Source organism: Adlercreutzia sp., assembly GCF_056795635.1.
The window spans coordinates 4,015-8,287 of sequence record NZ_JBQIIT010000038.1; the positions used below are offsets into that span (position 1 = coordinate 4,015).

A 4,273-nucleotide genomic window follows, 5' to 3' on the forward strand; every position below is an offset into this window, starting at 1 on the left:
CAAACGCTTCAATCGAAAAGAGGTATATACCATGGCAGAGTTGACGAGAAGGAACTTCCTGTTCGGAGCTGGTGTGGCTGGCGCAGCGATGGCCCTGGCGGGCGTGGCCGCCCCTGAGCGCGCCTTGGCCGCCGAGGAGGAAGAGGAAGACTGGGCGAGTCAGGTCACCGAGGAGATTTCCTGCGACATCCTGGTTGTGGGCGGCGGCTTCTCCGGTGTTGCGGCAGCGGTGCAGGCTGGCGAGTTGGGCGATAAGGTGCTGCTCATCGAGGGGCAGTCGGCTCTCGGCGGCAACGGCACTGGTGTGGAGTGCACCAACGCCTACGGGCTGCATCCCAATTCGGGAGAGGCCACGCTCGGCGAGATGGTGCGCTACGAGGCCGACGCCCAGTCTTACACGGTGAACCAGCAGTTCATCCGCGATATGATCAGCCACGCAGCCGAGAACGTGCAATGGCTCATCGACTGCGGTGTGCAGTACGAGGCCGTGGAGGATCTGGATCCGGCGTACCTGGCCATGTACAAGGAGGGCCGCTACCGCGCCGAGTTCAGCTTCGACTACGTCTACAAGGGCGGCGCGGCCGGTATCGGGTACTTCCCCTTCATGAAGAAGAAGCTGGCGGAATACGGTGTGAACTTGCGTCTGAACACCCGCGCTCGCGAGATTATCCTCGGCGAGGGCGGTACCGTGGCCGGCGTGTATGCCACCGATACCTACGGCGACACCATCAAGATCAACGCGAAGGCCGTCATCGTGGGCACCGGCGGCTTCGGCGAGGACGAGGACCGCATGGCCAAGCTCGGCATCGACCTGTCCGACATCCGCATCATCGGCACCCCCGGTCACTATGGCGACGGCGTGACCATGATGATCAAGGCTGGCGGCATCGAGCACGGCGCTCCGGCGTTCGGTTGTACTAACATCATCGGTTCGGCCGGCCCCTGGGGCCCCATCTGGGACAAGCTGTGCTGGGGCGGCCCGAGCCTGTGGGTCGATATTCACGGCGAGCGCTTCTCCGACGAGGCCTGCTCCACCTACACCCACAACTTCGAGCTGCAGAACGTGCCAGTGCGCCTAGCCGGCGGCACCTGCTGGGCCATCTACGATGCGAAGATTCTGGAGGCCATGATGGACGGCGACGAGGAATGCGCCCAGCTGTGGGCCGATATGGTGGCGTCGGGAGACGATGCCTACCAGGCCGACACTCTGGAGGAGCTCGTTGATGTCATGGGAGTTGATAGGGAGCTGTTCCTGGCTCAAGTGAAGCAGTACAACGAGATGGTGGCCAAGGGCGTGGATGAGGACTACGGTAAGGACGCCCAATACCTCATGGCCATTGAGAACCCGCCGTTCTACTGCGGCCTCATCCGCGGCGCCTTAGAGGGTCTGTATTCCGGCGGCGTGAAGACCGACCGTCAGTTCCGCGTGAAGAAACCCGGCCGCGACCAGGCCTTCCCGAATCTGTTCGCTGTGGGTGCCGACGGCGGCATGCTGTACAACAATATGTACGGCATCGACATCAACGGCTCTATGACCTGCCACGGTGTGAACAGCGCCCGTACCGCGGCCCAGACCGCCCACGCCTACGTGACCGGCGCCTAGCGACGATCCGACCCCCGCGGCTCCGAGACGCCCCGGCCCTGCGGCTTGGCGATGGCCCGGGGCGCAAGCCCGGCGGTTTCCAAAGCCTTCCCTTAGCGGTGCGCGAGTCCCCCCTCCCGGGCTCGCGCACCGTTTTTTCGGCGGTTCCCTTGGCGTAGCGACATCGGGAAGATTCTATGCTATACTGCTATCAATATCGAGCAAGGGAGGGCCTATGCCGAATGCGCAGATGAACTTTCGTATCGATGCGGAGCTAAAACGGCGGGGCGACGAGCGGTTCGCCCGTCTTGGCATCACGCCGTCAGACGCCATGCGGCGGCTTTACGAGTGCGCCGCTCGCTACGACGACGAGTCGGAGAGCCTGCTGCAGTCGCTCGTCGGTTCGGAGCAGGATGCCTCCGTGAGCGAAGGCGAGAAGCGAGTCCAGGCGATCTTAGACTTCCAAGCACAGACCAGGGACTTTTACAATTCTCTCGGTATTTCCCACGGGCTTTCACATTATGCGGAAACGAACGAGGAACTGAGGGAATTGGTGTACGAGGCACAGATGGAGAAGATGGTCGAAAGGGGGCTTTGGTGATGATTGGCGAGAATTCCATTGTCGTTGACAAGAATATCTGGGCTGACTTTTATCTCCCTGATCGACCACTTCATGAGCCGGCTGTTCAATTCATTAATACAGCCGAGAAGTACAGTGCCAATTTGTCTATTCCCGCTGACGCGGTGAAAGATGTGTTCTACATTTTAGGGAAGCACGTGAGGCAGCTTACGCGTGAAAACGGCGGCGTTGTCGACGAGAGCACGGCGCGTTCCATCAACGACTTCGCTTGGCAGTGCGTCGAGCACATGACCGACTTGGCGGTCTCGATTCCCATGGACGATCGGACAGCGTGGTTGACCCGGCACTATCGCGAAATCACCTCCGACTACGAGGACGGCTCGGTGCTCGCCGCCTGCGAGCTCTGCAAGGCGCGTTACCTGGTCACCCACGATAAGAAGCTCGCTGCCCAGGCCAATATCGCCACGAAGACCGCTGTCGAGATGGCCGATCTGATAGCCCACGCTCACTGCGGCTAGGACTGCAAGATCTACAGGAACTTCGTCTCGTCCAGTTTGGCGAGCACCCAGTCGTTCAGGCGCATGACGGGGCGGCGCAAGACGAGACCCAGAATGAGGCTCGGTCCGAGGAAGGCGGCCAGCAGTCCCATTTGCACGAGGTACTGGTTGCCATAGATGCCGGCCATGGCTCCTTCCAGCGCGGGCATAGAATGGGCGAAGGGCAGCCAGGGGTAGATGGCATCGAACAGCGGCGCCGACAGCATCTGCACGGGCATGAGGCCACCGGAGCCGGCCAGCTGCAGCACCAGCCCGATGATGGCGATGGCCTTGCCGATGTTGCCGAAGCTGACGGTAAGGGTATACACGAGGTTCGTGAATACCACGGAAGCCAGGCAGCAGGCGGCCAGGTACAGCACCAGATGCTCGCATTCCACGCCGAGGAAGAACACGTTGCCGAGCCCCACGATAAGCGCCTGGGCCAGGCCGATCAGTCCGAACACGCCGTAGCGGCCGAGGTACAGCTCGGCGGGCCGGGGCGCGCGACCGAACTTCTTCGAGAGCGCTTGCTGGCGTGCCGGCGAGACGGTCACGCTCATGAGCGCCACCATGAAGATGGCGCCGATCCACAGGCACAGCGACGTGTAGAAGGGGCTCATGGCGCTGCCGTTGTCGGCCATGGGGTACACGGTGTGCTGCTCCAGCTTCGTCGGGGCGGCGATGAATTGGGCGATAGCGGCCGGGTTGTTGCCGATGATGCGCCGTACCTCGTCGATGTCGCCGGTGTTCAGCGCCTGGTGCAGATCGTCGCGGGCCTGGGTCAGTTGGTCGGCGGCGGCGCGCAGCGTGTCGGCCGTTTTGCGCAGGGATTCCTCGGCCGCATGCAAGCTCGCGCCGAGGGAGTCGGTGGAGTCACCGAGGCCTGCGGCGGTGCTTTGCAGGGAAGCTGCCAGGGTCGAGGTGTCGTCACCCACCTTCTGCAGACTGGCTGAAAGGCCCTCGAGCTCGCCTTTCAGCTGATCGTTGTAGGTGGCCTTCGAGGCATCGAGCGCTTCTTTCCCCTTCCCGATGATATCGGTCACCTTTTGGTGCTCCTCATCGAGCGTAGCGGCGTCCTTGCCGATCGCCGCCTCGGCAGCTTGCAGGCCTCCCTCCAAGGTTTCTAGCTGCGCGATGACCCGGTCGAGGACGGCCAGGGCCGGGCTGCTTGGATCGGCTGCGGCTAGCGTATCGCGCATCGACTGGTAGGCCTGCTGCAGCGACTGCACATCGCTTGCGGTGCTGCCCAGCACTTCGGCCGCGGCCACGGGGTCCTTTTTCATGGTGTCGAAGGCGCCATCGGCTGCTTGGGACACGGCATCGTAGCTCGCATCGGCGGCGTCGAGCGCCTTTTGCGCCGCATCTGCCGCGCTGGTCGGGCCGTCCTGGGCGCCCGCCAGGCCGTCGCGCGCCTCGCTCACCAAAGGCGTCGTCTCGTCCGGCGCGTCGGCGGCCTCCTTCAAGATGGAGCCGGTGGCCGCCACGAGCGAGTCGGTGGAGCCTACCAGATCGGCATAGGCCCCGGCCTGATCGGCAGCCGCCTCCACTTCGCCGATGGCCTCATCCAGCCGATCC

General features: G+C 63.2%; 4 protein-coding genes. 3 read left to right on the forward strand and 1 reads right to left on the reverse strand.

The window, feature by feature from the left end:
- The first annotated feature begins 31 nt into the window (after positions 1-31).
- The 3 genes from ACTOXK_RS11540 to ACTOXK_RS11550 all read left to right on the forward strand — a co-directional run bounded on the left by ACTOXK_RS11540 (position 32) and on the right by ACTOXK_RS11550 (position 2,680).
- On the forward strand, positions 32-1,603 hold the full coding sequence (locus ACTOXK_RS11540) for an FAD-dependent oxidoreductase (RefSeq protein ID WP_217951748.1): 1,572 nt from the start codon (positions 32-34) through the stop codon (positions 1,601-1,603).
- A gap of 214 nt (positions 1,604-1,817) precedes the next feature.
- Positions 1,818-2,183, forward strand: a complete 366-nt coding sequence (locus ACTOXK_RS11545) for a hypothetical protein (protein WP_150839634.1) — start codon at positions 1,818-1,820, stop codon at positions 2,181-2,183.
- 176 nt (positions 2,184-2,359) lie between these two features.
- A complete protein-coding gene (locus tag ACTOXK_RS11550) occupies positions 2,360-2,680 on the forward strand; it encodes a hypothetical protein (protein WP_482279955.1) in 321 nt (106 codons plus the stop codon).
- Between the two features lie 11 nt (positions 2,681-2,691).
- Here ACTOXK_RS11550 and ACTOXK_RS11555 read toward each other — a convergent pair.
- A partial coding sequence (locus tag ACTOXK_RS11555) for a YhgE/Pip family protein (protein WP_482279956.1) occupies positions 2,692-4,273 on the reverse strand: 1,582 nt, incomplete at its 5' end.